This window comes from Lyngbya aestuarii BL J (assembly GCF_000478195.2).
Lineage (GTDB): Bacteria > Cyanobacteriota > Cyanobacteriia > Cyanobacteriales > Microcoleaceae > Capilliphycus > Capilliphycus aestuarii.
Genome location: NZ_AUZM01000058.1, coordinates 1 through 26,128 on the forward strand (window position 1 = coordinate 1; position 26,128 = coordinate 26,128).

The window sequence follows — 26,128 nt, forward strand, 5'->3', positions numbered from 1 at the left end:
TAACTTTCTGGAAAATGGTTCTAACCCTTTGATTTGTCGTTCTGCTCTCGACGATGTGGGAGATTTTGATGAGTCTCTGACAGGGGGACAAGATTGGGATTTATACTTGCGTTTAGCGGCTCGTTATCTGTTTGTCAATGTTCCGGCTGTCCAGATATTTTACCGCATTCGCAGTAACTCAATATCTTCTCATACTACTCGCCAAGAACAACAAGTTGTGAAAGTCTTAAACCGGGCTTTTTCGCAAGCTCCCGCCAGCCTACAACCGTTAAAGCGAAAAAGTTTGGCTCTTGTTTATAAGTATCTTGTGTGCAGAACCCTTGACCTTTTACCAAATCGTTCTAACGGTTGGAAAGCTTTACGACTAATCATGATTTATATTGGCTACGAACCCCAACGAGTCAAACAGTCGAAGTTGATTTTCATTCTTTTACTCAAAAGTATTGGTTTGATCCTAACCCCTCAATTTCCCCAACTCCTCCAACAACTCAAACGTCTCATTCACTCAGAAGTTCATGCTTCGGGTTGAATTGTTGTGGAAATTGCCGTTAACTGAGAGGGAAGTTTTTCTTCTTTTTCAGAGCTTTTGGGTTGACTGGTAAAAGACAAACCTTCCTCTAAACGATCAATATAAATCGTATCTCCAGCCACATACTTTTGTTCTAATAATAAATTCGCAATCGGATTTTCTAACTCCCGTTGAATGGCTCGTTTTAACGGTCTCGCTCCATAGACTGGATCGTACCCCACTTCTGCAATATAATTCATTGCCTCTGGAGACAACACCAAACTAATTTTTTGATCGACTAATAACCGCATCAGTCGCTTGACTTGAATCCCGACAATATGACGCAATTCTGACTTATTCAAAGCATGGAATAGAATGGTTTCATCGACTCGATTGAGAAATTCCGGGCGGAAATGCGATCGCAAAGCACCTATCACCCGACGGTACATTTCTTCATACCGAGAGTCATCTCCGGCGACATCAAGAATGTATTCACCCCCAATATTACTCGTCATCACAATGACTGTATTGCGGAAATCGACTTTCCGTCCGTGAGAGTCCGTAATCCGGCCATCATCGAGGACTTGTAAGAGGATATTAAAGACATCGGGATGGGCTTTTTCCACCTCATCAAACAGAATTACAGAGTAAGGATGACGGCGCACGGCTTCGGAAAGTTGACCGCCTTCATCGTAGCCAATATATCCTGGAGGCGCCCCGACTAACCGGGAAACGGCGTGTTTTTCCATATATTCGGACATATCAATCCGAATTAAGGAGTCTTCGCTGTCAAACAGAAACTCGGCTAAGGCTCGGGCTAACTCAGTTTTTCCGACCCCTGTCGGCCCCATAAACAGGAACGAACCGATGGGACGGCTGGGATCTTTCATTCCGGCTCTCGCGCGTCTAATTGCGGCAGAAACGGCGGCTACGGCTTCTTTTTGTCCGATGACTCGTTGATGCAGATGGCTTTCGAGTTGCAGGAGTTTTTGGCGTTCAGACTCTAACAATCGGTTAACGGGAATTCCAGTCCACTTGGCAACAATTGCGGCGATATCAGCTTCGGTGACTTGTTCTCGCAGCAGGGTTGACCCTTGAGACTGTAATTTCAGCAGTTCGGCTTCTTTGGCTTCGCGATCGCGATGAACGGCTTCTAACCTGCCATATTTTAACTGTGCGGCTTTATTGAGATCATAATCTCGTTCAGCTTGTTCGATTTGAACGCGCAGCTTTTCTTCTTCTTCTTTGAGGGTATTAATTCCGTCGAGTAACTCTTTTTCAGATTTCCATTGCGAGGATAATTTTTCTTGCTTGAGTTTCAGGTTTTCAATTTCTTGTTTAATCCGTTCTAAGCGGACACTCACGCCCACATCGGCTTTGTGAAGTGCATCTCCATTTGTTGCATCACTTTCGCTTTCAATGGAGAGTTTTTCCATTTCCAGCTGCATGATCCGCCGATCTATTTGTTCGAGTTCGACAGGTTTGGAGGTAATCTCCATTTTCAGTTGGGCTGCGGCTTCATCGACTAAATCAATGGCTTTATCGGGTAGAAAGCGATCGCTAATATAACGACTAGAAAGCATCGCTGCTGCTACTAAAGCAGAGTCAGTAATTTTAACGCCGTGATGACGTTCGTAGCGGTCTTTGAGTCCTCGCAGAATAGAAATCGTATCTTCCGGGGAAGGCTGATCGACGTAAACCTGTTGGAAGCGTCGTTCTAAAGCCGCATCTTTTTCGATATGTTTGCGATATTCATCGAGGGTTGTTGCCCCGATACAGCGCAATTCGCCCCGTGCTAACATCGGTTTGAGTAAATTTCCGGCATCCGTCCCCGATCCTCCGGTACTGCCTCCAGCACCAGCACCGACAACGGTATGCAGTTCGTCGATAAAGAGGACAATTTGTCCGTCGGAGTGGGTAACTTCTCGTAAAACTGAGCGTAATCGTTCTTCAAATTCGCCTCGATATTTAGCCCCGGCGATTAAACTCCCCATATCCAGGGAAATTAACTGACGATTTTTGAGAGATTCGGGAACGTCTCCGTTAACGATTCGTTGGGCGAGTCCCTCTGCGATCGCTGTTTTTCCGACTCCGGGTTCTCCAATTAACACAGGGTTGTTTTTGGTGCGCCGAGACAGACAACTGACAACTCGACGAATTTCTTCATCCCGACCAATAACGGGGTCGAGTTTTCCGGCTTTGGCTTGTTCGGTGAGGTCGCGCCCATAGCGTTTGAGGGCATCATAACCCGTTTCGGGGTTCTGTGTTTCGACTTTGGCACTGCCCCGAGTGGCTTTGATGGCGTCTTCTAGTTTTTTACGCCCGGCGACGGTGGGAGGACGAGCGGATGTGCGTTGCTGCATTCCTGGGCGACCTGGGCGCGTGGGGGGTTGTTGTTGTCCTCCGTCACCGAGAAGACGACGCCCAATTCGTTCATCGTCTGCAAAAGCCAGCAAAAGGTGTTCGACGGAGATAAACTCATCTTCCCAAGTTTCTCGGGTTTGTTCGGCGATGTCGAGTAATACATCTAACCCACGACCCAGGTAAAGATGATCGATTTTACCGACTCGGGGCTGACGTTTGGTATGGGCTTCGAGTTGTTGGGTGATATTTTCTGGGTCTACTCCTGCTCGCTCTAGGATGTTTGTCGCGAGTCCATTTTGTTCGAGTAGAGCAATGATTAAATGTTCGACTTCGAGTTGCTGATTTTGAAAACGACGAGCCACATCCTGGGATTTAACGATCGCTTCCCAGGCTTTATCTGTAAATTTGCTCGGATCAGTCGGTTGCATCTTGCGATTTTAAGTTGGGGGTTTGGAATTGAAACAGGAATGTTTGGGATAGAAGCAGGACAATTTCAGAATTGACTGCTGGTTCAGATGGCGTTAGGGCTTACTGCTGTTTGTTCTCCTACTTCTATCATTTTTTGTTAGTTTGCAGCAGTTGCGGTTTCTTTTTCTTGGGTGCTGCTATGAGTGCTGAGTTGAATTAGTTCTATCTTATAACCATCGGGGTCTTGTACGAAGGCAATCACGGTAGAACCATGTTTCATTGGGCCGGGTTCACGGGTTACTTTACCCCCTGCGGCTTTAATTTGGTCACAGGTGCCGTAGATATCGTCTACTCCTAAAGCAATATGGCCGTATCCATCCCCGATGTCATAATGATCGGTGCCCCAGTTGTAGGTTAACTCAATCACGGAGTGATCGGCTTCATCACCATAACCGACGAATGCTAGCGTAAATTCTCCGCCGGGATAGTCTTTCTGGCGATAAAGCTTCATTCCGAGAAGATCACAGTAAAACTTTTTAGATTCTTCTAGGTTGCCGACTCGCAACATGGTATGTAATAGTCTCATTACTTGTATTCACCTTTTTTATGTACCCTCACTGTTTATTTTAAAAGGATGTTTGCAACTTGGGCAGAGATTGGGGTTGGATTTTGCGATCGCTTTCCTCTGTATTCCCTGACCTTGAGGGGGTTGTCTTCGGTATTTTAAGAGACGTTAAGCTGATCATCGGTTCATTATACCTCTTACAAAAGTCTGATATCTAACGTCATCGCCAGCTAGTATAGTTAGAAAAAGAGGGTCTACGAAACTGTAATCAACTTGAAACCATAAGAGTTCAAATGCTTGTGTGGAGTCAAACTAGAGACTTTTGACCCGAGGGTTAAGTTCGTAGAAAATCATGAGGAATTTAAGAATAAAACAGGGCGACCCTCCACATTAAGTCTAGAACATCAAGTTTGAATAACTCTAGAATATTTGCGAGAGTATAGAACTTACTTTCAACTGGGGCAATCTTGGGGACATAACGAATCAAGAGTAGATCGCAGAATAACTCAAATATAGAACATTTTTATGACTTTAATTAATGCTGATAATTAAGCACCCTAAATTTTATTTAAACTTTAAAATAAATCCCTCTAAATATATCTTTTTAATCTAATATTTATCCCCCTAAATCCCCCTTTAAAATAGGGATTTTTAAGAGGATACCGCCTACTTTCTTTGATTATTAACTACAAATTATTCCGCCACCTAAGACGATTTCTCCAGTGTACCAAACGGCGGCTTGACCGGGTGTAATTCCGAAGATGGGTTCATCAAAAATAAGTTTAACTTGTTGATCTTCTGCGGAATTTAACGGTACAACGGTAACAGGTTGGGGTTTGGCGCGATATCGAATTTGCACTTCGGCGCGAATGGGAGAAGTTGGCGGTGCCATTGATACCCAATTCACCCGTTTAATGATACACTCGGTTTGAGTTGCATTTTCGCGATCGCCAACAATCACTAGATTTCGTCCGGCATCAATTCCAATCACATATAACGGGTTTGGTGCGGCAATTCCTAAACCTTTTCGCTGTCCGATGGTGTAGTGATGAATTCCTTCATGTTGACCCAACACTTTACCATTTTCATCAACAATATCGCCTGTTTTCCCAGTAATATATTTATCCAAAAACGCCCGCATTGAACCGTTGGCTTCAACCAAACACAAGTCTTGACTTTCCGGTTTTTCTGCCGTTTTTAGATTATATTGTGCCGCAATACGTCGGGTTTCACTTTTGAGAACTTCCCCTAATGGAAACACTACACCCGCCAGTAAATCTTGAGTTAAATCATACAAGAAATAGGACTGATCTTTACTGCGGTCAACCGCTCTTAATAATTGATAACGGTTATTTTGTTCATCATACCGAATTCTGGCATAGTGACCTGTGGCAATCAAATCAATTCCCAATTCTTCTTTGGCATACCGCAACATCGGGCCAAATTTTACGGTTTTATTACATTGAGAACAGGGTAAGGGGGTAATCCCGGCACTATACCCTTCAACCAAATAATCGACAATATGAGTTTGAAACAAATCTCGACTGTCAACGATATGATGGGGAACGCCTAACTGTTCGCAGATAAAGGCTGCATCTACCATTCCTTCAGAACAGCATTGACCTTTTCCTTTCATTAACCATAGCGTTAACCCGACCACTTCATAGTCTTGGTGGTGCAAAATAGCGGCGGTGGTTGAACTGTCAACTCCTCCGGATAAACCGACAACGACTTTTTTCATTGGATTAGGGGATAATAAGCTGCTACTTTAGATTTACTTCTCTATAAATGATGGCATTAATACGTTCAGTTCTGGAGGAACCGAGAATGTCTGTAACTTCTATGATAATACACAAAAACTACAAATTGGGGACTTTGCCGAGATTGCAAACCCCGCTAACCTTGATTTTGCTGCTGTTGGGGACTTGTATAACGGCGATTTCTCCAGGGTTCGCCCAGGAAGAACGTTATGGAGTGTATGTTAACAGTGATAGTGTCTTTTTGCTGGAAGTGGTTCAACAGGTACAACCGGGCGCTGTCATTCGCAGATATAGAAATCGCAGAATTATCGATGCGGGGATTTATTTTAGAGAGAGTGAAGCCGAAAGAGTGGTTGAAGATTTACAGGCTGTCGGTGTAGACGCCCAAATTACAGACTTTGAGGATGAAAAAGAGTTTACCGGTATTATTACTGCTTTTCCGCCTGTTGTTTCGTTACCGACTGAAGAAGAAGAACCCATAAAAACCAATATTCCGCCGATTTATGTTTTTCCAGAGGGGAGTTTGGGTTTATATCAAGTGTTTGTGAGTCTGAATGATGCGGCGTTATTTGAAGTTCTTAAAGTCGCACCCTATGCTGAGGTGAAAGAATATCAAGGTAAACTGATTATTCAAGCCGGAAGTTTTCTAAACTTAGGAAATGCTCAACAATTGGTGGATGAGTTAACCTGGAGGGGAATTTCCTCAGAAATTATTCAAAGTTTACGAGAATTACAACTTTGGGTAGCAATTCAACCTGAAATTCCGACGACACAAGTAACTTCGACACCTGCGAATCCGGGTGGGGGTTATGGGTTATCGCAGACGAATCGTTATTTTGTGTTAATTCCGACTCAACCTGCTGATTTAAACATTGTCGCTAATGATGTCGTTGCTTTGGGTGCGCCCGAACAAAGTGTGATTGTTCAAGACTTAGAAGTTGACCCGTTTGTAGCGGTGGGGCCATTTTCAAGTGAGACTCTAGCCGAAGAATGGGAAAGTTATTTTATTGATGCGGGAATTCCGGGGGCGCAGGTTTATTTTGGCAAGTAAAATCTGACCTTAAATTCAAAAAAAGTGTTAAAAAAAGGCAGAAGATAGAAGTCAGAAATTAAAAGTTTTTTCTATCTCCCTATCTCCTTAATATTACTGAAGACACCGAGGAAAATGAATCATGTTTACCCGTCAAAATAGAACCGAAATTCAACATTTTGTTGTCACAGCCAAACAAATGCAGGCGATAGAATCTCGTATCTTTGATGCGGGAATGCCTGTAGCCGCGTTAATGGAAAAAGTTGCTGGACGGATTACCGAAGGTATTCTCAGCAAAATTAAGTCAATTTCGGTGACTTCAATTGGCGTTTTAGTCGGGCCTGGTCATAACGGGGGGGATGCGTTAGTTGTTGCCAGAGAATTGCACTTTTTAGGATATTCTGTGGTAATTTGTTGTCCGTTTTCTAAACAGAAAGAACTGACTCAATCTCATTTTAAGTATATCACAAGTTTAGGGATTTCGATTAATAAAAATATGGAATCCTTGCAACACTGTGAGGTAATTATTGATGGAATGTTTGGGTTTGGTTTAGAACGTCCGATTACCGATGAATTGGCCGAAGGAGTTAACCAGATTAATGCTGGGAACAAGCAGATTTTGAGTATTGATTTACCGTCGGGAATTCACACCGATACCGGGGAAGTTTTAGGAACAGCTATTCACGCCACTTATACGTTTTGTTTGGGGTTGTGGAAGTTGGCTTTCTTACAAGATTCAGCATTAGATTATCTCGGAGAAGTTGAACTGATTGACTTTGATATTCCGTTAGCAGATATTGAGGCAATTTTAGGTCAAACTCCAGAATTTCGCCGAATTACACCTGAAAATGCGATGGCTGATTTACCGCTTCCGCGTCCTCTTGCAACTCATAAATACAAAAACGGTAACTTACTAATTGTTGCAGGTTCTCATCGTTATACCGGGGCGGCAATTTTAGCCGGTTTAGGCGCCAGGGCGTCGGGTGTGGGAATGCTATCAATTGCGGTACCGAACTCGATTAAACCGCTATTAAGTACCCAACTTCCTGAAGCATTAATTATTGGGTGTCCAGAAACAGAAGACGGGGCAATTTTAGATTTTCCCTCTAATTTTAGTTTAGATCAATTTGATGCGATCGCCTGCGGTCCCGGTTTAACCCAATCGGCAACTACCCTTGTACAATTGATTTTAGAGTGTAATCGACCTTTAATTTTAGATGCGGATGGTTTAAATATTTTAGCCCAACTGAATCCCATTTTAACGCTATCTCAACGACAAGCTGCAACGATTATTACCCCTCATCCGGGTGAGTTTAAACGGCTATTTCCTGAGTTGGCTGAGGAGTTAAGCAATCATGTTTTTGTGACTCAAAAAGCTGCCCAACAAAGTCAAAGTATTGTAGTTTTAAAAGGCGCGAAAGTTTGTATCGGAACAGCGAACACCGTTTGGATTAATCCTGAAAGTACACCTGCATTAGCCAGGGGCGGAAGTGGAGATGTTTTAACCGGATTATTAGGGGGGTTATTAGCCGCAGTCGTGTTAAATCAAACTCCCATTGATGCTATCGTGAAAACAGCGGTTTGGTGGCACGCCCAAGCGGGTATTCAAGCCGCAAAAGACAAAACAGAATTAGGGGTTGATGCGTTGACCTTAACTCAGTATTTGAATCTCAACCCAATTCAATCTCGTTTTTTGAACAAATCTCACCCTTAAGGTGATAAAATTTGAGTTTAAACTGATTGTCTACTCTCTTGTCTTTCTGGTTTGATTAGCGTCTAATTTAACTCCCATGAAACTCAGAATTATCAACAATACTGTTTTTAAAGATCGACCGATTCAATCGGAACTAATTGCTTACAACCGAAAAATCTCAGCTTATGCGGGGACAGAATTTGAGATTGAAAGTTATGATTTCGTCAATAATAACCACTATAAAATTATCTTTATTAGTCCTTTACCTCGCAATCAAAATCTTTGGTATGTATTCTGTGATCATGTCGAAATTATTGATGATAATAATCCGATCAAAAACACTCAACCCGACTTAACTAATCCCTCTGACCGTGATAAACTTTATACCTCATCTGGGTGGAGATGGCCGATGAGAGGAACCAGTATGGGGTCAAGAACAGAGTTTGGTTACGCCCGAGGACGCTTACACGCAGGGGTTGATATTGGTGGCTACACTCCCGATGAATGTTTTGCAGCGAGTGATGGTGTCGTGACTTATGTTAAAAGAGATACCAGTGGGCTGAATGGTCGTATGATTGAAATTATCCGTCCTGATGGTTGGAAACACATTTATTTACACTTAAGATCTATTTTCGTTGAACTCAATCAAAACATAGAACCCAGTCAATTAATTGCAATTCGAGGCGGTTCGGGATTTGGTTCAGAAGGGTTAGAAATTGATGGCGGGGGCTATTCAATTCACCTACATTTTGAAATTCATAACCCAGACGGAACCCCTGTTAATCCTCGTTTGTATTTACCCAAAGATGGCAGTGTCCCCAATTTAGGATATTAATTATAACGGATGAGTTGATTTGGGGGTTTTGAGGTTAATGCTTTGGAAAACAGATGGGTTTATGTGGAGTGTTCTAAGTTGAGGAGTTCTTGTTTTTGTTCTAGAAAATCGAGTAAAATTTTTTGATGAGGACGACCTAATAATCTCTCCATTTTAGCGTTTTGAGAGTAGGCTTGACCCTGGCGAATTTGTTCAGGGGTGATTAATCCCAAATCCCACCCTTCATTGAGAACTAATTGACTTCTCTCAACCGTTAAAGGGGCGTAAAAAACATGACGAATGACTGTTGTTTCTTGATAACAGTGAAAGGCTAAAACTTCAGACAGTTCATAGCCAATTTCTTCAATAACTTCTCGTTTGACTGCGATTTCTGGCGTTTCTCCCGGTTCGATGTGACCCCCAAATAAACCCCAAACACCCGGATAGACAATACTCGGAATATCATCTCGTAATTGCATTAAAAATTGACCTTCGCGGTACAAAATCGCTAGGGAAACAGAAACAGGTGAGTTTGTCATTCTTTGTCATCCACAACTTCTTCAGACTGGGGAGTTGGGGGTTGGGCGGGTTCTTTCTCCCCGTTTTCAGGGGTCGGTTCTTGAATGCGTTCGAGTTCTTGGAGATAAACCCCACCAATGTCTTCTCCTTGAAGTTCTTTGAGGGTAATTGTCTCATAATTCACTTTACCCCGAACCAATATTTCCTGTCCCTCTTTTGGTAAGTTGTCAGTGCTAAAAACCCAAACTGTACCTGTGTTATCCTGAAGCTGATAGGCGCCGGCACCGATAAAGGGCGCAAGACTTTCTACCGTTCCTTTAATATAAACTTTTGTCTCCGCTTTGCGTTTTTCGAGATTTTTAATTGGAGTAACATTCAGATTCAGTTTAGCCGTTGAAGTCGCCAACTTTTCGCAGCCAAACAGCAACGGTGTTAGACAAAATAACATAACGATGGGAAACACCTGAACTAATTTAGGCTGAGTTGCAGTAGTCATGGAACAAAAAACATCCTATACAATTTTCAGCGACCAGTGATCAACTGTTTTGATCGGGTTTCAGATTTACAATAGCAGCAAATTCTTGTATTTTGAACGGTATTCGGAAAATGAAAGAGGTGAGTGGGGAAGTTTAGATTTATCCCGTCTCACCTGAAAATTTAAGCAAGGAGTTATGATATATAACTCAATCTACAGAGAGTGACGGTAGGTTCTAGGGGTTTTGTTCCGAATGTAGCCAACGGCCACAGGCTTGTGTGAATATAGTTTAACTGATGTTCTTTTAATCTAAAAATTATTATGGCTAACCTCTTAGATGGTAAAGCACTCGCTCAAAAAATTAGAATCCAGCTACAACAGGAAATTCAATCTCTGCAAGCCCAAGCTGGACGTCCGCCAGGACTAGGCGTGTTGATGGTGGGAGAAAACCCCGCTAGTTCGGTGTATGTTCGCAATAAAGAACGGGCTTGTGAACAGGTGGGAATTGCCTCTTTTGGTAAACATTTTCCCACAAATATCACGCAAGCGGAATTAACTGAAGTCATTCATTCACTCAACCAAAACTCTGAGGTCGATGGAATATTGCTTCAGCTTCCTTTACCGCCCCATCTGAACGCAATTCCGCTATTGTATGAGATCTCCCCCGATAAAGATGTAGACGGGCTGCATCCGGTGAATATGGGGCGATTGGTTCGGGGTGAAGCGGGGCTTCGCAGTTGTACACCTGCGGGAGTGATGCAGCTTTTGCGTGAATATGAGATAGAAGTCACCGGGAAAGATGTGGTGGTGGTTGGGGCGAGTATTTTAGTCGGAAAACCGATGGCGTTGATGTTGTTGGAAGCTGAAAGTACCGTGTCTATTACTCATATTAAAACAAAAGATTTAGCAAAACTCACCTGTGAGGCTGAGATTTTAGTGGTTGCCGCAGGTTATCCTAAGTTAATTACGGCTTCACACGTTAAACCGGGCGCTGTCGTTGTGGATGTGGGAATTAACCGTCTGACCGACTACGAAGGGCGAAAGCGAATTGTCGGCGATGTGGATTTTGAGGGAGTAGAACCTTTAGTTGATTATATTAGCCCTGTTCCGGGTGGTGTTGGGCCAATGACGGTGGCGATGTTGTTACAAAATACCCTTTGGAGTTATAAACAACGAGTCGGTAAAAATCTGGAATAGACTTCAGCTTTCTGTTTTCAAAACCTCGAAGCACTGATCTTCTTGTCAGCCTACGCGCGGTTTCTAAAACTCCTCAGTATGGGGATGACTGTCATATTGTTTTAATTGCTGTATTCACATCGGAAAGATGTTGATAAACCCATATTGCCAAAAATACAAAGTTCTATACCTCGGCAACCCGGTTGATTAAAAACATCGGGTTTTTTATTAATTTTCTGCTGCTGTTGGATTGGTAAATAATATGGTTTCTTGGGGAAAATAACCCGCAGGTATATTCATCTTGACAGTCTTCCATTGGAGGTTGTTTTCAAAAGCTTTTTCGATAAATTTGACTTCAAACTCACCGAGTTTAATTTCTTCACCCTGACGAATATGAATCGCTTCTAGTTTGAGAAGATTACCCTGACGAACTCCGAGTAAACTAATCTCTTTCCATTCATCTTCTGTGGTAGAATTGTAGGTATCAATATACCCTCGAACTGCTCCTTGTTTTGACTCCAAACAAACATCAATAAAGGGAGGAGGTATTGTCACATCGCCTTCATTACTCCAACATTGGGAGATGAGTTGATCGAGTTTTTCGTCCTGCTGCTGTTGGTTTTTTCCAACGGTATTTACGGCATTGATCAGTTGGGTCGCAGAATCCGTAAAAGTAGCTAAACCTGTGACTCCAATAGAGATGAGAATAATCACGACAATTAACGGATGATTTTTTAGATTGTCTGTGGTTTTTTCAAAGAGATTTTTATCTTCACTCATTTTTCTATCCTGTTTTTATCTAATAAAATTAGGTAGAGTTTGACCGCTAGAAGGCGCAAACCGTAGCGCCCCCTAGAGAATTTTAAGGGTCGATAAAATGCGCCCAAACATTGCCATCGGGGCCTGCAACTTGGTTGAAATAACCATAGGAATACAACAAACGTCGCCCTTCTGTGTTGTTATAACCTGTGTAAGCATCTCCCCAAGGATCATTAACAATATAACCTTTTTTGTTATAGCCAATAATCGTTAAAACATGACCAGCTGGTGTTAAATCAGCCCCAATCACGACAGGACGACGATTAATTAATTCTTCTTTAATCTCAGACCAACGGCGAGTTGTACTAAAACTACTTTTATAACCATAAGCCCGAATTAAAGCCGTTAAAACATTATGTTCAGTTTGCGATCCGACTCCTGCATAATTAAAACACCACTGCAATAATTCATCTTCCAATTGTCCGCCATATTGCGATCGCAAACCATAATAATACAACACCATGGCAATTGAAGTCACATTACAAGTAGACCAAGAATAGCGAGGATTATCGCGTTGAGAAAAATAAGGAACATTCAACTCAATTTGGTCAGGTAAAGGATCAAATATTTTTCCGCCTCGCTGAAATTTTACAAAGTCTGGAAACACATAACCCGTATTCCCAAAATCCGGTAATTCCTCCGTTAAAGCCACTCGAATATGATTATCAGCGATCGCATAACTTCTGACTCCATAAACTCGACCTAGAGGTAAAGTAGCCCTTTCAGAAGCCGCTAAACGACTGGCATCTATCGGGCGTTTTTTCAAGACTGTTGTTTGTCCAATCGTCATCGTCAACGAGTCCGGATCAAAGGGGATTTCTTGACCATCTCGCAACAAACGAACGTGTTGCCAATAAATATATCCGACATTACCAAACCCCTCAACAGACTCCGCCAAAGTGACGCGAAAATGACCCTGAGTAGAAGCATAACCCTTAATCGGATAAGTTTCACCGAGTAATAAGGGTGTAAATTGATCCGGCGACAAATCAAAAGAATCAATCGGTTTTGCTTTAATTGTTGTGGTTTTAATCACCAACATTTGGGCATTAACATCGGTATCCGGTACACTATCAATCTCAAACTGAAGCACTTCCGAACCTTTGCTGAGTTGAACATGACTCTGGAAAAAATACCCAAACGATCCAATCGGAGGAATCGCGTTATTTAACAACACTTTCAAATGACCATCAACCCAACCATACTTTAATACTTTAAACTTCTGACCCGCTTTAATTGCGACTTTTTGAAGTTGATTGAGAGAAGTAGAATCAAACGGTGCGACCTTAAAAAGGGTATCGTTCGTAATCGTTAGAGTTAATCCTTCTCCAACCGTTAAAGGGCTACTACTAACCGTTAAATTAATCACATGAGAAGCAACCAACTCCTTTTTACTATTTGTTGCTTTCAGTCGTAACCAGCGATAACCCGCCTCACTAAATCCTTTTGCTAACTTGACTTCCCAAGTTTTCGCCGTCGAATTCAAAACAACATCTAAACCATAACGATCTTCAGCCATCAAGGTAATAGCAGTCACAACACGCGGATCAAAAGTTCCGTTGAGAATTGTTGATTGATTCACCAAAACTTCTGATGGTCCCTCATAAGTCACCGGGAGTTTAGGGATAATGGGTTGGTCAGCCCGACTGAGTTGAATAAAATCAGGATAAACGTAACCCGTATTTCCAAAACCCGGTAAATTTTCCGTGAGGGCGACTTTGAGATGACCATCTTCTGTGGTATAACTTTGTACCCCATAAACCATTCCGGCTGAAATTGTGACCTGATCCTTTTCGGAGAGATAAGCCGCATCAACAGGTCGTTTTTTGAAAACAGTGGTATTAATAACCGTGAGATTAATTGCGTTTGTATTGTAGGTAATGGCTTGATCTTGTTCCCACAGTTCGGCATGATAACGGTAGATATAGCCATATTGACCAAAACCCGGAATACTACGATCAAAAGTTACACGAAAATGATCTTCAACACAGGCATAACCTAAAATTGTGTAGGTACTGCCGTGAGTTAATTCAAGGGTTTGATTCATTCCCAACTGGGCAGAATCTTGGGGTTTGAGTTTAGCCGAGGTTGTTTGTGTAATCCATAATAATTGAGTCCCCGATGGAGTGGGGGGTAAATCTTCGCGATCAAACCAGAGGATTTTTCCGTTTTTAATTAAGAGTACGTGTTCTTCGTAGAAATAGCCGAATTTTCCCACTCCACCGAGAGGATTTTTGAGTTCAACTTCGAGGTGATTATTGACTAATTTGTAGTCTTTGAGGGGAAGAACTTCACCAACGTTAATATTTTGTTGTTGTTGAGGAGTTAGGCGAGAAGAAGAAATCGCTTGTTTTTTAAAGGGAGTGGTATATCGGGCGATTAAAAGAGTCTCCGATCCAAAATTGCCTTCGAGGGCAACCGTTAAACGAATAACTTCGTCAGAAACTGATTTGTTTTGGCGATCAAAACCTTTTAAACGTAACCATCTTTGACCCTGAGTATTGAATCCTTTCTCTAGGCTAACGTGCCAAATTCCCGATTTAGAATTGAGACGAACAGTCAGAGGATATTTGTCTTCTGCGATAACAGAAACAGTCTGAATTTTTTCAGAATCAAAGGTTCCAATTAAAGCAACAGGTTGGTTAACTAAGACATTTATCGGGCCGAGATAATTCAGCATAGTTCTAGGAGTTGTCGTAAGTCACAATGAAGGCACAGTTAACTGTGAGTAGCTTGGATGAAGCTAGAAATGAGCTAGTGGGGACGGATCAAGTCAAGGGATCGTTTGAGGTTTATCGCTTCAAACAGAGTTATAGCAGTTCGCGCTAATATTGTGAACAAACTAACAGAACCCAGAAACTCTAAAACCTTGATTTAAAGGGTTTTTAAATCCCCTGTTCCCTGATCCGTCGTTCCCTGTTCCCTGCGCGAAGCGCTATAGCATAGCTCACAACTGCACCAATAAAGCCGCCCCTAGAACTATCTACGGACGGCTACATCGTTAATAAGGATGAATTTTTCCTGAGACTGGATCAAATCATCGGTTTAACCGAGTCGGGCGAGAATATCTTTAGCATGAGACGAGGTATTTACCTTGTCATCAACATAATCAATCATTCCTTCACCATTAATCAGATAGGTAACACGTTTGGCATAGCCTCCACCATCAACATCATAGGCTTTGGTAATCGTGCCATCGGGATCGGCTAACAGAATAAACGGTAAACCATACTTTTCTGCAAAAGCCTTGTGGGAGGCTTCGTCATCCATACTCACCCCTAAAACCACCATGTCTTTGCCTTGGTAGTCGGCGAAGCTGTCACGGAAGCTTTCGGCTTCTTTCGTGCAACCCGGGGTATCATCCTTGGGGTAGAAGTACAGAACAACTATCTTGCCCTTAAAGTCCGCCAGAGAGACAGTTTTTCCATTGCTGTCTTTTGCGGTAAAGTCAGGGGCTTTTGTTCCTACAGATAAAGCCATAGCTCAGAGATCCTCCCCAAAAGGAATTTTTTAGATTTTCTTCACAACGTTATTTTACGGGATTGGGTACCTTTTAACCAGCCTTTACAGTGAACAGTAGACCAGTGTTGTAGGGGCGGGTGACGCCAAGATGTCTGTCTCTGGCACCCAAATAATATAAACCCGCCTTCACTCCTAACGGTTAACGGGTAATTGTTACAAAGCGATCGCGCCCTTGTTGTTTGGCTCGGTAGAGGGCCATATCTGCCCCCTCAATCAAAATGTACGGCTTTTGAGATTCGCAGGGAATACAGGTGCTAATCCCTATGCTGACGGTCACGCGATCGCTAACTTCAGATGCACTGTGAGGAATGTTGAGGGCCTTAATCGCCGCCCGAATATTCTCAGCCACGGCGATCGCTTCTTCTTGATCCGTATCGGGTAAAAGCACCACAAATTCTTCGCCCCCGTAACGCGCCACTAAATCGTTGGGACGGCGCACCGCTTGTTGTAATGCTTGTGCAAGTTGAATCAGACAATCATCCCCAAGCTGATGACCGTAGGTGTCGTTGTAGGATTTAAAAAAATCTATATTTAATAAGAGCAAAGACAGGGGTTTTTGTTCGCGACAAAAACGCTTCCACTCTCTGGTAAAATCTTCATAAAAATGGCGGCGGCTTACAACTTTAGTCAAATGATCAAGATGATGAGGCTCAGGATTTGATTGACAGGAGCAAAGTTCGTCATGTGAAAAATTAGAGTTCATTTTCGGCCTCTAAAATCTTTGGGATTAATTGCACAATAATACCAATATTAACCTTGAATGATTAGTCCCATAAAGTAGAAACGGCAACAGGCTAGGGAGATGAGAAAAAAATCTTCCCCGTCCCCCGTCCCCCGTCCCGTTCCCCAATGATGAAGTTGTACAACAAAAACTTGAGATTTAATCGGTATTCTGTAACACTAGATACAGAAAAATTTTAAAAGTCCGTTTTTAGAGGAAACTAACGGTGAGATAGGAGCCTCTGAGAACCGACTCGACGAGGAAAAGGCCATGTCACTTGACTTACACCCCGAAATTACCCTAACTTCCGTATCGGACTGGTTGGCGTCAGAAGTTCCATTCTCAGGCGAATATCAACCCGGAACATGGGTTAAGCTGCGAGAACTTCCCAACCCCTACAGTCACGACGAAGCCCTACTCTTGTGTGAAAACGCTGCAAATCAGTGGATCGCTTGGATACCCGATCATGGTGAAACCATCCTTGGCAGACATCAGTTTTTCCGCTAACTGTGGCGTAGTCACCAAATCCCCCCTAATATGGAATAAAAGAAAAGCCCGGTTTTTGAAATTAGCCGGGTTTTTCCATTCATAAAAACATCGACTGTTTTAAATTACTCTCACTATTACAAATCAGATGACCTCTGCTGAGTCTCCCACCCCCAAATCAATCCAATATCCCTCTGGCACTCTCGAACGGGCTGAACGTGCGATTCGTTGTTCTCCCTTTACCCTAAAATTGCTGAGTTTGATGCGATATGAAAGCGTTGAACTCAATGCGATCGCCGGATCGCGGGGCGTTGAACAGGGCTACACTCGTTCCCCTCAATCTGAACTCAGTGTAGAAAACCATTTAATGTGGCTAATTCAAGTCGGTGTATTGCGACGGGAAGTAGACGGACAGGGAATTACCGATAGTTTTCGACTCACGCCCCTCAGTCGTCAGCTTGTCGAAAAAGCGGAACATCAAACTCAAGGACTCGATACTCCTACCGGGCGTGAACGCTGTTTGAATTTCCTCCATCGCCGCTTACGGTTTCCTTTATAAACAAATTTAATTGTCAATTTGTCTCTGCCTTCAATACGATTTCTCGACCTGTTTTTACAAAACTAACTTTGTAATTTGTCAATATGAAAGCAATTATGATTGTGGGAACCACCTCCCACGCTGGTAAATCCATGATCACCGCCGCCCTGTGTCGGATTTTGTACCGTCGAGGAATAAAAGTCAGTCCGTTTAAGGGTCAAAATATGGCGTTAAACTCCTACGTGACACCTGCGGGGGCAGAAATCGGTTATGCTCAAGTGGTGCAAGCTTGGGCGGCTGGAATTTCTCCTTCTGTCGCTATGAACCCAATTTTACTCAAACCTCAAGGGGATATGACCTCTCAGGTGATTCTTAAAGGTAAAGCGGTGGGTGTTGTCAAAGCGAGTGAATATTATGAACAATATTTTGATATTGGTTGGCAAGCTATTACTAAATGCCTTGATCATTTAGCTTCAGAATATCAAATGATCGTCTGTGAAGGGGCAGGAAGTCCAGCCGAAATTAACCTCAAACACCGCGACTTAACTAATATGCGGGTAGCTGAGTATCTCAATGCAAAAACATTGCTGGTTGTTGATATTGATCGCGGGGGGGCTTTTGCTCATGTTGTCGGCACTTTACAACTTCTTGAACCTCAAGAACGGGAATTAGTTAAAGGGATTATTATTAATAAATTTCGAGGTCAGCGATCGCTTTTAGAGTCGGGGATTACATGGTTAGAAGAATATACCGGAATTCCTGTGGTTGGTGTGATTCCTTGGGTAGATTTACCTTTACCCGCAGAAGATTCTTTAAGTTTATTAGATCGTCGTCCTCGCAACAATCCTCAAAGCGAAATCACCCTTGCAGTTGTTCGTTTACCTCGAATTGCTAATTTTACTGATTTTGATCCGTTGGATGCGGAAACGACTGTTAATGTAGAATATATTGACCCGAAAGATGCGTTAGGTCATCCCGATGCCGTGATTATTCCGGGTTCTAAAACAACTATTGCTGATTTATTAGTTCTTCAAGAAGCAGGAATGGGAGAAGCGTTACAAAAATATGTCGCCGCAGGAGGTCAGGTGATGGGAATTTGTGGCGGTTATCAAATGTTAGGTGAAAGTGTCGTTGATAGTCAAGGGATTGAAGGGAAACGAGGTGAATTTCCAGGTTTGGGATTGTTACCTGTAAAAACGATTATGGATCATCAAAAAGTGTCTTGTAAGCGGACTGTAACCTCTGCAAACCCTCAAATGGGTTTACCCATCGAAGGATACGAAATTCATCAAGGTCGTACTCAAATTCTCGATTTAGAAAATACTTTGCCTCTATTTGATGATCGTAATTTAGGGGTGACAAACAAACAATTTTCAGTTTGGGGACATTATCTGCATGGTGTTTTTGATAATAGTCCCTGGCGACGTTCTTGGTTAAATCATCTGCGAACTCAACGGGGTTTAGGAACATTACCCACTGGAATTCCAAACTATCGAGAACAACGAGAAATGATGCTTAATGCTTTGGCAGATGTGGTAGAAGAATATTTGGATTTGGATCAGATTTTGAATTAAATTTTGAATTAAATTTTGAATTAGATTTAATTCATTCTATAATAGAAATTAAGTGTTGAACTCGATTTAGCTTTATCTACAAATTAATTCTTAAGTCAAATCCTGAAAACAATGGCAAATTCTCAATCTTTGCAAATTCATTTTTTACCTGATGATATTACGGTTTGCGCCCAACCCGGAGAGGCTATTTTAGAAGTTGCTAATCGGGCGGGGGTTAACATTCCAACAGGCTGTTTGATGGGTTCCTGTCATGCTTGTGAGGTTGAAATTGACGGCGAAGATGTGATTTGTGCTTGTATTAGTGCTGTTCCCCCAGGACGAGATAAAATTACAATTAACGTTAGTGTTGATCCGACTTGGTAGATCGTGATCTGGACACTGATCAATTCTCCCCCGTTTTACCTCTGATCTGATACCTATTTTTCTTGTACGGGAAGACTATCAGACTCAAGTAATTGTTCAATTAAAGCGGGGGGTGTCGCTTGACGAAAAGCACCACAATAATACATACTCAAAACAGCTTTATAAGCCCAATGAGTCGGTTCAACATCGGTATAAGGGTTGGGTAAGGTTTCCGCCTGATTGCGAACACAAGCATTGAGAATATCTGCTTTTGTAGGTGTGGCAGAATTCAGAGATTGAGAGAAGTCAGAGGACTGGGGTTCAGCGTGAGTCGGGCTATTAGAACTCAGCAAGGTGAATAAAAGAATTGCTGCAAAGTTTGTGAATTTCATCAGCCAAAATCACCAATTACAACTCCTTTAGTTATAGCAGTCTCTTTCGCATCAGATGCACCCTCAACATAGATTTGCTCATTTTAACCCTTGAAGTTATTACTACTTCACTCCAAGTAGCAGAAGAAAACTCGTTTTTATTTCATCAATTTAATGATATCAACCCAGCTTAAGCAGACCACAAAACTAAATTAGGATGATTGTTCTTGTTCAACTTCCGCAGGTAAACAAATTAAATTCTCTCCTTGAGTATGAATCAATCCAGAGGAACGCAACTTACCCATCAATCGCGTTACTGTCACACGAGTTGAACCAATCGCACTGCCAATTTGAGAGTGAGTTAGAGGCCAAGGCAAGCAATATCCTCGAAAGGGATGTTCTTCACTATCATTAACGTAATATTCACCGTATTCTTCAATGAGTAGCGTTAAAAACCCTAAAAGTCGGTCAATTGTTCGACGCTGACCCAAGGTACTCAACCATAACAATTTACGCTGATGTTGGTATCGAAACGCATCTAAAACTTCTCGGCGGAAATGCGGCCAATTATCAAGATCTTCCCAGTACATCCACAAAACAGTGGTATCATCCGTATGAGCATAAGCTTGAAGGGAAAAGGGCGACTGGGCGACCAACTCAAAGGGTTGACCCGCACCGACAAAACCCAGAAACGCCTCATCTAAACTACGACGAGGTTCTTTAGGATTGGATTGATTAAAAGTAGTTCCGAGTTGGGCGCTACCCACTAGACGAACAGAACCGCATTGTACAAGATACAGTAAACCCGGACGGGCAGGAATTCGTTCATCTTTGTTAAAACTACGACAACGGTAATGTTCCTGCGCCCAGTCAATAATACGTTGCCAGGTTAAAAAGGGTCGATTACTGGGCGTTTCAGAAGAGATAGAGGTTGACTGCATAAGAGGATAGTAATATGAGAGTTCAAGGACAATAGAGAAGCTAAATTCGCGCTTGCAAAGCACGGAGGGTTAAACGAGACACTCAGCAAGTTAAACCAAAGCCAGGCAAACTTTATACATTGCTGATCTCTGCTTCTAATGTAGCAAAAAACACATCATCTGTACGCTTTAGAATTAAATTCATACAATATCTCACTCCGAGATCGACTACAGGAACCTACACAGAATTGTACTCGGGTTCCGGAACTTGGGGCTAGGTTCTTCTCCCAATGGTTCTGTGTGCAAATTAACTCTACAATCCTACATTCCACACTTCAAAATGTAGCATTTAAAGGAACAAACTGGGGAATGACTATTTGAGTAGAATAGCTGATGGAATAATCAAATAAAATATCCAGTTTATCAGAGAAATCAAATGGATTACTAGAGTGCCAATGACGATTAAACAGGCAAAACAACTTATCCAAGAGGTTAAAATAGAATAAATAGAATTTTCATCAGATTTGGAATATGAAGAAAAACAGCGAATAATCACTTAAAATTATCAATATATTGAGTCAATTTAGTCGCTTAAAATTATTTAAAAGGGGGTAAAAATCCGGATTTTAAACCTATTTATTTTTCTATCTTTAGATAGAGTAATTGAGTAAAAATTATCGCTAATGTTAAAAACCCAGATGGGGTAGGGGTCTCACCCCTTAGCAATATTTTTCCCCAATTTCGGTTCGGGTTGCGTAGAATGGAAAAAGTGCGAATGAGAGGTTAAGTAAATATGCCTAAATTAGTGGACATCCACATCGGGATTATCCAAACCCTACAAGCGTTTAGCAGCCATTTACGAAGCCGACTCTACAGACCCATGCGGTTTGTGTCTATTTCGTTGCTAACGTTTATTTTAATTATAACCGGGATACCCACAGCTACGGCACAATTTCCGATTCCCATCTCTGTAGAATCCGGCGACAAGAGCGGGACACCCATTTTCAATGCGTTGAACAAACCCTTCAACTGCGTAAACCTTCAGTTTTGTAGTAACGTCTGGATGACGGGAAGTACGGAGCCAGTTCTGAAGCTCGCTTCACCGCCCGCGACGGAAACTCAAGAAGAAAACACAACTTTACCCGTTGAATTGCGGGCCAGAAAAATTCAGCGACAACTTAACCTTATTCAAGAAAAAGCCCAAGATCGGGTGAAATCCAATCCGCCCAACTCGGAAATTTCATTAAATAAAAATAAAAATAAGAAGAATTCAGCGAAGCAGATTATCCTCGAACAAAGTCGAGGCACTCCCATCGGAAAAAAACTCACATCTCAATCCGAAAGTCTCGGCGAGAGTCTTCATCCCGACACTCCCAAAATAGAAGTTGCTCTGGAAAATAATATACCCGTTATTTATCTGCCCGCCCAAGAGGGATTTTTAAAGCAAACCCTGCTGACTGTGCGGGAATGGGATGTTATTCCCAACCAGGATGTGTTGATACCCGACGACAATCCTGAAATGCTCGAACAAATCAAACAGTGGCGTCAGGAAATTACTGAAAATTTCCCCAATTTCTCCTACGAGAAAACCGAAGCCCTTGTTCTCGCCAAAATTTGGCAATCGAGAATTCAACAACAGTTCAGTCGCGCTTTGAAAAGACAAGAAACTGTTAATGACAATATTGTGGATATTGTCGCCTTTTTCTTGGGAATAATATCTATAATTGTACTCCTGAGTTTGATCTTCTTTTGGATCAAAAGGCAAGTTAAAGCCAGACGCCGCAAACTTCGCAAACAGTTAGAAGATTTAGAAAAATCAGTCGCCATAGAACCGGATACAACTTCCGAGGAGTTGGTCGCCAAAGCCGCCGAAGCCGAAGAAGCAATCAATGCGGCTAAAAATCAGGATTCAACTCAGAACGAGCCAAGTTCTGCACGTTTTTCTAACCGCAATAATAGTAGTGGTGATCTAGCCGATATTCCTTTTGAGTTAGTTTCCTCAAGTATGGAGTCAATCTGGCGATATATTACTCAAAGTTCCCTGAAGCAACAAAGTATTTTAAAACAGCAAATTAACTTGATGCTGTTGCTCGAAAATATTTTGTTCTGGGTGCAAATTATCGTTTTGGTTTTTGGAATCGCGGCGCTTCTGTTTTTCTATCCTCCCACTCGGGTTTACGCCGTACTACTGATTAAAAGTCCAATTTGGATCGCTTTAATCTGGATTGTCTTGAGCATTACTGACAAAGTTGTTGATTTCTTTATTGACTCCCTTCTCAACCGTTGGGCGACAGAAGCGCAACAAACTTCATCAACTCCTCAACGCTATACCATGCGGGTAAAAACCTATTCTGCCGCTTTGTCTCAACTCACATCTGTGATCGCTTATGGACTGGCAACCATTCTCTCCTTATCGGTGTTGGGACTATCTACGGAAGGACTCGCCAGTGCCGGTGTTATTACTTTGATTGCTACCTACATTTTTCAACCTCATATTACCAATGTCATTCGCGGCTGTTTGATTCTTTTAACCGATCAATTTGCGGTGGGCGATGTGATCGTTGTCGGCAGCGTTTCCGGTTTTGTCGAAAGAATGAACCTGTACATGACCCACCTGCGGGGCGAAGAAGGGCGTTTAATTTCCATTCCCAATGCCAATATTGATGTGGTTCAAAACTTAACTAAAGAATGGTCGCGGGTTGACTTCAAAATTGAGATTGCTTACGATGCTGATGTTAAACACGCCTTAGAAGTGATTCATAAAGTCGCTGAAGAAATGCGAAGTGAACCTCAATGGCAGGATTTAATGATCGAACCTGCTTCAATTTTGGGGGTAGATGGAATTACGCACAATGGTGTTTTAATTCAAGTTTGGATTAAGACTCAACCCATTCAACAATGGGCGGTTGGACGAGAGTTTCGCTTACGAATTAAGTTGGCTTTTGATCGCGAAGGAATTGCTATTGGAATGCCTCAACGTCTTCTCTGGCGTCACGATAACGAAAGTTCTAATCCAGATAGTAATGGTTATCACTCGGAATTTCAACATTCCTCTCAGGAAAGCGATAACTAAAACATTTTGTTTACTTTAACTTCATTCAAGTTTATTCTAGAGAAGGATGATTTTAGTCCTTCTTTTTTCTATAATTATTTAATTGTCAATCTCGATAAAATCAAACAAATGATGGGCGAGTTTTAACTTACTACATCCGACAAAATCAACCTGTTTTCCCCTTTTATTCATTAATGTAGCGGTATTCGTATCACTCCCAAACCCCGCATTAACTTGATCCACAGGATTCGCAACAATAATATCCAAATTCTTTGCTTCTAATTTCTGCAAAGCAGGCGTTAAAATCTCCCCTGTTTGTGCTGCAAATCCGACTAAAAATTGAGGGGGTTGCTTTATTTTACCCAATTCTGCTAAAATATCAGCACATTGCTTTAATGGGATAGCTGTAGGTAAATCCCCTTTAGACAGCTTGTAATCGTAGTATTGGGCAGGTTGAACATCTCCCACAGCCGCCACCATCACCGTAATATCGGCTTGCGAGAACCGTTCTAACATCGCCTGACGCATTTGTTCGGCAGAGGTAACACTCACCCCTTCCACCTCATCCGGCAACAGTGTCAGCAACTCTGTCTTTATCGGTGCGTGTACGAACATTACCGTCGCCCCTCGATGGATCGCTGCTTGAGCAACAGCCAGCCCCATTTTACCCGTTGAAGGATTGCCAATAAACCGCACCGGATCAAGATGTTCTCGGGTGCCTCCCGCACTGACTAACACCCGCTTTCCGACTAAATCCCGTTTTCCGCCCGTATGCAGTAATGACTCGATATGAGCTAGAATTTGTTTGGGTTCCGCCATCCGCCCTGAACCGACTTGCCAATCCTCCCTTTCTTTGAGGGGAAGATCACAAGCCAGAATTCCGGCAACAGTCGCCATACCGTGAAAGCGCTCGTGACTCAAAACATTCTGCCAATTTTGCTGAACAATATTTTGTTGCCACATCTGACGGTTCATCGCGGGAACCAACAACACCGGACAACTCGAAGCCAGAATAGTATTGGTTAATAAATTATCCGCCATTCCGGTCGCAATTTTCGCTAAAGTATTGGCAGTTATTGGAGCAATGACCACTAATTCCGCCCATTCTCCTAACTGAATATGCAGTGGACGCCCGTGAGTGGGTTGCCAAAAATCGGCATCGGTGTAAGCGTGATGACGGCAAAGCGTCGCGATCGTTAAAGGCGTAATAAACTGTTGTGCTGAGTCGGTTAAAATGGCTCTGACTTCCGCTCCAGCTTTCGCTAAAGTTGAGATCACCTCACAAATTTTATAAGCCGCAATTCCCCCACTAATCGCAATTAAGATTTTTCTTTGAAAAGGAGAAGGTAAAATTTGTTTCATCTTCTATCTTCCAAATAAAAAGGGTGAAAATATAGAAATCAGTTTACCTTTAAACCCTTGTTATCACTCGGAATGAAAATTAAAATAAAATTAAAATAGGGGTACAGCCCATGCTGTGAACCCCCAAATTATTCATCTCAACTCACCGATGAACGATTAAGCCTCGTCGTAAGTCTCGATATCGAGCAAATACAGATAAGGTTCAGCTAACTCTGGACGCTGAAATGCGATCGCTCGGAGCAAATGCCAATCGTTAAGACCCTCAAACGGATTGCTATAGTCATCGATTTCCAAACGTGTAGCTAATTCTGCCACATCTTCTACAGTCAGTGTAGAGATTTGCGATGAGGATCGAGTCAACGTTTCCATCTGTAGCTACCTCCGTTAAGTCGCATTTGCTTTGAGCCTTTGTGTGGATAAATCTCACATCTGACTCCCTATTTATAGTGTAAGGTTTTAACTGGATTTCGACATCACCTCCACAACAAAACTTCGTATTAAACTTAAAACTTCCGGACGAATTTCGTGTGCCATATCGAATTCGTGATACTGTATATTTGCTCCAAGTTCCTGAAAACTATCTCTCGCTCTTAGAGCCGCACTCAACGGCACAACTCGATCTAGGCGACCATGTACAATTAACATCGGAGGTAAAGCATCCTCTTGAGGTTCAGGAGAAAAGTGCAGATAGCCACTCAACACAATTAACCCCGCCAAGCCCAATTTTCGTCCCACATCCATTGTCATCGCCCCTCCCTGAGAAAAACCGCCTAAAATTGTTCGACTGGGAGGAATCCCTGTAGAAGTTTCCACCGAAGCTAACCAGTCTTTTAGGGCTTGGCGACTTTCATCGATTCCTTTGTATTCAGAGGTTTCTAGACTATACCACGCCCGTCCTAACGGAACTTGGGGATGGGGAAAGGGGCCATCGGGGAAGATAAACTGATATTGGGGGAGTCTCAGCAACGGCGTTAATGAAGCTAAATCCTCAGCATTGGCACCCCAACCATGCAGAAACACGATTAAACCTTCGGGACTGTCTGTTTCTGCGGAAATCGTAATGGTGTTTAAGTCCATGAATATTTATTGCACTTGAGAAGTTCACGGTT

Annotated in this window: 24 protein-coding genes and 1 pseudogene; 11 read left to right on the forward strand and 14 right to left on the reverse strand. The window is 42.4% G+C overall.

What is annotated here, in order from left to right:
- A pseudogene (locus M595_RS20360) lies at nucleotides 1-529 on the forward strand (glycosyl transferase family A); the annotation flags it as partial.
- On the opposite strand, the gene M595_RS20365 reads toward M595_RS20360, so the two are convergent.
- Together M595_RS20365 and gloA are read right to left on the reverse strand one after the other, a co-directional pair.
- Nucleotides 514-3,300: an ATP-dependent Clp protease ATP-binding subunit gene (locus tag M595_RS20365; RefSeq protein ID WP_023068324.1), complete on the reverse strand. Its 2,787-nt coding sequence runs from the start codon at nucleotides 3,298-3,300 to the stop codon at nucleotides 514-516. The pseudogene M595_RS20360 and the gene M595_RS20365 overlap by 16 nt on opposite strands.
- 137 nt (nucleotides 3,301-3,437) lie before the next feature.
- A complete protein-coding gene (gene gloA, locus M595_RS20370; RefSeq protein ID WP_040484413.1) occupies nucleotides 3,438-3,866 on the reverse strand; it encodes a lactoylglutathione lyase in 429 nt (142 codons plus the stop codon).
- A 408-nt stretch (nucleotides 3,867-4,274) separates the two neighbouring features.
- Between gloA and M595_RS33030 the strand changes: the two genes are divergently transcribed.
- Nucleotides 4,275-4,361: a hypothetical protein gene (locus M595_RS33030; protein WP_375339249.1), complete on the forward strand. Its 87-nt coding sequence runs from the start codon at nucleotides 4,275-4,277 to the stop codon at nucleotides 4,359-4,361.
- A gap of 166 nt (nucleotides 4,362-4,527) precedes the next feature.
- Here the strand turns inward: M595_RS33030 and mnmA are convergent, their stop codons facing one another.
- Entirely contained in the window at nucleotides 4,528-5,586 is a 1,059-nt protein-coding gene (gene mnmA, locus M595_RS20375) for a tRNA 2-thiouridine(34) synthase MnmA (RefSeq protein ID WP_023068327.1), read from the reverse strand.
- 86 nt (nucleotides 5,587-5,672) lie between these two features.
- On the opposite strand from mnmA, the gene M595_RS20380 reads away from it, so the two are divergent.
- The 3 genes from M595_RS20380 to M595_RS20390 all read left to right on the forward strand — a co-directional run bounded on the left by M595_RS20380 (nucleotide 5,673) and on the right by M595_RS20390 (nucleotide 9,163).
- Nucleotides 5,673-6,656 (forward strand): hypothetical protein, encoded by a 984-nt coding sequence (locus M595_RS20380; RefSeq protein ID WP_052001822.1) that lies wholly within the window; start codon nucleotides 5,673-5,675, stop codon nucleotides 6,654-6,656.
- Between the two features lie 121 nt (nucleotides 6,657-6,777).
- Nucleotides 6,778-8,349 (forward strand): bifunctional ADP-dependent NAD(P)H-hydrate dehydratase/NAD(P)H-hydrate epimerase, encoded by a 1,572-nt coding sequence (locus M595_RS20385; protein WP_023068343.1) that lies wholly within the window; start codon nucleotides 6,778-6,780, stop codon nucleotides 8,347-8,349.
- Nucleotides 8,350-8,425: 76 nt separating this feature from the next.
- Nucleotides 8,426-9,163, forward strand: a complete 738-nt coding sequence (locus tag M595_RS20390) for a M23 family metallopeptidase (RefSeq protein ID WP_023068332.1) — start codon at nucleotides 8,426-8,428, stop codon at nucleotides 9,161-9,163.
- A gap of 59 nt (nucleotides 9,164-9,222) precedes the next feature.
- Here the strand turns inward: M595_RS20390 and M595_RS20395 are convergent, their stop codons facing one another.
- Together M595_RS20395 and M595_RS20400 are read right to left on the reverse strand one after the other, a co-directional pair.
- A complete protein-coding gene (locus M595_RS20395; protein WP_023068336.1) occupies nucleotides 9,223-9,681 on the reverse strand; it encodes an NUDIX hydrolase in 459 nt (152 codons plus the stop codon).
- A complete protein-coding gene (locus M595_RS20400; protein ID WP_040484414.1) occupies nucleotides 9,678-10,157 on the reverse strand; it encodes a hypothetical protein in 480 nt (159 codons plus the stop codon). Before M595_RS20400 ends, M595_RS20395 begins: the two co-directional genes overlap by 4 nt.
- 300 nt (nucleotides 10,158-10,457) lie before the next feature.
- Between M595_RS20400 and folD the strand changes: the two genes are divergently transcribed.
- Nucleotides 10,458-11,333: a bifunctional methylenetetrahydrofolate dehydrogenase/methenyltetrahydrofolate cyclohydrolase FolD gene (folD, locus tag M595_RS20405; RefSeq protein ID WP_023068350.1), complete on the forward strand. Its 876-nt coding sequence runs from the start codon at nucleotides 10,458-10,460 to the stop codon at nucleotides 11,331-11,333.
- Between the two features lie 207 nt (nucleotides 11,334-11,540).
- Here the strand turns inward: folD and M595_RS20410 are convergent, their stop codons facing one another.
- The 4 genes from M595_RS20410 to M595_RS20425 form a co-directional block, all read right to left on the reverse strand.
- Nucleotides 11,541-12,092 carry a hypothetical protein gene (locus tag M595_RS20410; protein ID WP_023068334.1) on the reverse strand — a complete coding sequence of 184 codons (552 nt, stop codon included), beginning with the start codon at nucleotides 12,090-12,092 and terminating at the stop codon, nucleotides 11,541-11,543.
- 82 nt (nucleotides 12,093-12,174) lie between these two features.
- Nucleotides 12,175-14,811 carry a C39 family peptidase gene (locus M595_RS20415; RefSeq protein ID WP_023068331.1) on the reverse strand — a complete coding sequence of 879 codons (2,637 nt, stop codon included), beginning with the start codon at nucleotides 14,809-14,811 and terminating at the stop codon, nucleotides 12,175-12,177.
- A gap of 365 nt (nucleotides 14,812-15,176) precedes the next feature.
- Complete coding sequence (locus M595_RS20420; protein WP_023068328.1) at nucleotides 15,177-15,611, reverse strand: peroxiredoxin; 435 nt, start codon at nucleotides 15,609-15,611, stop codon at nucleotides 15,177-15,179.
- A 181-nt stretch (nucleotides 15,612-15,792) separates the two neighbouring features.
- Nucleotides 15,793-16,356, reverse strand: a complete 564-nt coding sequence (locus tag M595_RS20425; protein ID WP_023068349.1) for a diguanylate cyclase — start codon at nucleotides 16,354-16,356, stop codon at nucleotides 15,793-15,795.
- A gap of 288 nt (nucleotides 16,357-16,644) precedes the next feature.
- On the opposite strand from M595_RS20425, the gene M595_RS20430 reads away from it, so the two are divergent.
- The 4 genes from M595_RS20430 (at nucleotide 16,645) to M595_RS20445 (ending at nucleotide 19,335) form a co-directional block, all read left to right on the forward strand.
- Nucleotides 16,645-16,881, forward strand: a complete 237-nt coding sequence (locus tag M595_RS20430) for a hypothetical protein (protein ID WP_023068348.1) — start codon at nucleotides 16,645-16,647, stop codon at nucleotides 16,879-16,881.
- A 127-nt stretch (nucleotides 16,882-17,008) separates the two neighbouring features.
- Nucleotides 17,009-17,419 (forward strand): Npun_F0494 family protein, encoded by a 411-nt coding sequence (locus M595_RS20435; RefSeq protein ID WP_023068341.1) that lies wholly within the window; start codon nucleotides 17,009-17,011, stop codon nucleotides 17,417-17,419.
- 83 nt (nucleotides 17,420-17,502) lie between these two features.
- The gene (gene cobQ / locus M595_RS20440) at nucleotides 17,503-18,972 is read left to right on the forward strand and encodes a cobyric acid synthase CobQ (RefSeq protein WP_023068333.1); all 1,470 of its coding nucleotides are present in this window, start codon (nucleotides 17,503-17,505) and stop codon (nucleotides 18,970-18,972) included.
- A gap of 111 nt (nucleotides 18,973-19,083) precedes the next feature.
- Entirely contained in the window at nucleotides 19,084-19,335 is a 252-nt protein-coding gene (locus M595_RS20445; protein WP_023068351.1) for a 2Fe-2S iron-sulfur cluster-binding protein, read from the forward strand.
- A gap of 53 nt (nucleotides 19,336-19,388) precedes the next feature.
- Here the strand turns inward: M595_RS20445 and M595_RS20450 are convergent, their stop codons facing one another.
- The gene (locus M595_RS20450) at nucleotides 19,389-19,706 is read right to left on the reverse strand and encodes a hypothetical protein (protein ID WP_023068323.1); all 318 of its coding nucleotides are present in this window, start codon (nucleotides 19,704-19,706) and stop codon (nucleotides 19,389-19,391) included.
- Between the two features lie 191 nt (nucleotides 19,707-19,897).
- Nucleotides 19,898-20,626, reverse strand: a complete 729-nt coding sequence (locus M595_RS20455) for a Crp/Fnr family transcriptional regulator (protein ID WP_023068321.1) — start codon at nucleotides 20,624-20,626, stop codon at nucleotides 19,898-19,900.
- A 772-nt stretch (nucleotides 20,627-21,398) separates the two neighbouring features.
- On the opposite strand from M595_RS20455, the gene M595_RS20460 reads away from it, so the two are divergent.
- Nucleotides 21,399-23,678 carry a mechanosensitive ion channel family protein gene (locus tag M595_RS20460; protein ID WP_023068319.1) on the forward strand — a complete coding sequence of 760 codons (2,280 nt, stop codon included), beginning with the start codon at nucleotides 21,399-21,401 and terminating at the stop codon, nucleotides 23,676-23,678.
- A 78-nt stretch (nucleotides 23,679-23,756) separates the two neighbouring features.
- On the opposite strand, the gene coaBC is transcribed toward M595_RS20460, so the two are convergent.
- The 3 genes from coaBC to M595_RS20475 all read right to left on the reverse strand — a co-directional run bounded on the left by coaBC (nucleotide 23,757) and on the right by M595_RS20475 (nucleotide 26,096).
- Nucleotides 23,757-25,019: a bifunctional phosphopantothenoylcysteine decarboxylase/phosphopantothenate--cysteine ligase CoaBC gene (gene coaBC, locus M595_RS20465; RefSeq protein WP_023068342.1), complete on the reverse strand. Its 1,263-nt coding sequence runs from the start codon at nucleotides 25,017-25,019 to the stop codon at nucleotides 23,757-23,759.
- A 156-nt stretch (nucleotides 25,020-25,175) separates the two neighbouring features.
- On the reverse strand, nucleotides 25,176-25,388 hold the full coding sequence (isiD, locus tag M595_RS20470; protein ID WP_023068345.1) for a protein IsiD: 213 nt from the start codon (nucleotides 25,386-25,388) through the stop codon (nucleotides 25,176-25,178).
- An 87-nt stretch (nucleotides 25,389-25,475) separates the two neighbouring features.
- Nucleotides 25,476-26,096: an alpha/beta hydrolase gene (locus M595_RS20475; RefSeq protein ID WP_023068329.1), complete on the reverse strand. Its 621-nt coding sequence runs from the start codon at nucleotides 26,094-26,096 to the stop codon at nucleotides 25,476-25,478.
- Between the last annotated feature and the right edge of the window lie 32 nt (nucleotides 26,097-26,128).